The sequence below is a fragment of the Psychrobacter sp. 1U2 genome (assembly GCF_051847575.1).
In genome coordinates this window covers 1-1,426 of sequence record NZ_JBPYDC010000203.1, presented here as the reverse complement: position 1 = coordinate 1,426, position 1,426 = coordinate 1, and the positions used below count along the sequence as shown (strand labels likewise).

Sequence of the window (1,426 nt, the reverse complement as noted above, 5' to 3'; positions counted from 1 at the left end):
CATCTCTCCAATTTAGACCAGCTTACCTTTTTTGGAGAGTGACAATTTGCTGCAACAATTTAGTAACATTATTATAGAGATAAAAACGGTGACAAAAATTGTTACCGTTACTTAATACTTATTTACCTATTAGATCTATTTTAATTTAGCTTACTACTCGTTTTTTAGTAATCAGCAGTCTTGAATAGTTTTTATTATTTAATAATATTTGACGATATTTTTACCGTTGAATCGTTAAATAAAACCGCTTATCTTAAGCTCAGATAATGACACACCGAGTGTGAGAAAAATAATTAAATCTCAACCCCTCTTCTTTAAAAAGTTGGCACAGTACCTGCAACATTCCTGTTAAGAGTCATATTAAGACAGCATGCGCTATATGGTAGCGTGCATTTTATATCACTGACGGCAGGTATCTACGCCCAACCAATATATGGCGACGCTGTCAACTTATTATCTAAAGGAGTTCTTATGAACGCTACTACACAAAAAGGTTTTACCCTAATCGAGCTAATGATCGTTATCGCTATTATCGGTATCTTGGCTGCAATCGCGCTACCTGCTTATCAGACTTATACTAAAAAAGCTCGCTTCTCAGAAGTGGTATTGGCAGCATCTTCAGTAAAAGGTAAGGTTGATACTTGCTATCAGACACGTGGTCAATCAGTAGCTGCAAGTTTAGTTTCGACTGGAACCCCTCCTGGAGCATGTTCTACCGCTCTACTAGTAGGTGCAGACTTAACGGGTGCAGCAGCAGGTAATCAAGTAGCCAAAGTTGAATATGAAGATGGTGTGGTTACGGCTACTGGTCACGCTACGACTGTAGATGGCGCGACTTATATTCTCACAGCTGCTGACTCTTCTGGCTCATTAACTTGGACAGAAGGCGGCTCTTGCATTACTACTGGCCTATGCTAGACTAAAAACTGTATTTTCAGTTTAGTATGATTATAGCTACATCAAAAATGGCCCTGCATGCTAAGACATAGCAGGGCTGTTTTTTGTCTGAAATATATTGATGATTATCAAAACAGCTATGAGGAAATATCTATGAATACTCAGAAAGGATTTACCTTGATAGAGCTAATGATTGTTATCGCTATCATAGGTATTTTGGCTGCTATTGCTTTGCCATCGTATCAAGCCTATACCAAAAAAGCTAAATTTACCGAAGTTATATTGGCTGCTGCTACAGTAAAAAGTAATATTGAAGCCTGCTATCAAGGTAGAGGAAATCACACATTGACCAACTGCGACAGTATCGCTAAAGTCAGTATTAATGCGTCAGGCGTGACCAATGCTAATAATGTCAACTCAATTAGTATTACTCCTGTGACAGCACTAGTGACTGCCACTGGTGAAGCTAGCGTAGATAGTGCGACCTATACACTATTGCCAAATGCAAACAACGATACGTTGACTTGGA

Annotated in this window: 2 protein-coding genes; both read left to right on the top strand. The window is 38.6% G+C overall.

Annotated elements, in window-relative coordinates; translation table 11 throughout:
- The first annotated feature begins 471 nt into the window (after positions 1–471).
- Positions 472–918 (top strand): pilin, encoded by a 447-nt coding sequence (locus tag ACS8FD_RS14490; protein WP_439262902.1) that lies wholly within the window; start codon positions 472–474, stop codon positions 916–918.
- Between the two features lie 132 nt (positions 919–1,050).
- On the top strand, positions 1,051–1,426 hold a 376-nt coding region (locus ACS8FD_RS14485), incomplete at its 3' end, for a pilin (protein WP_439276373.1).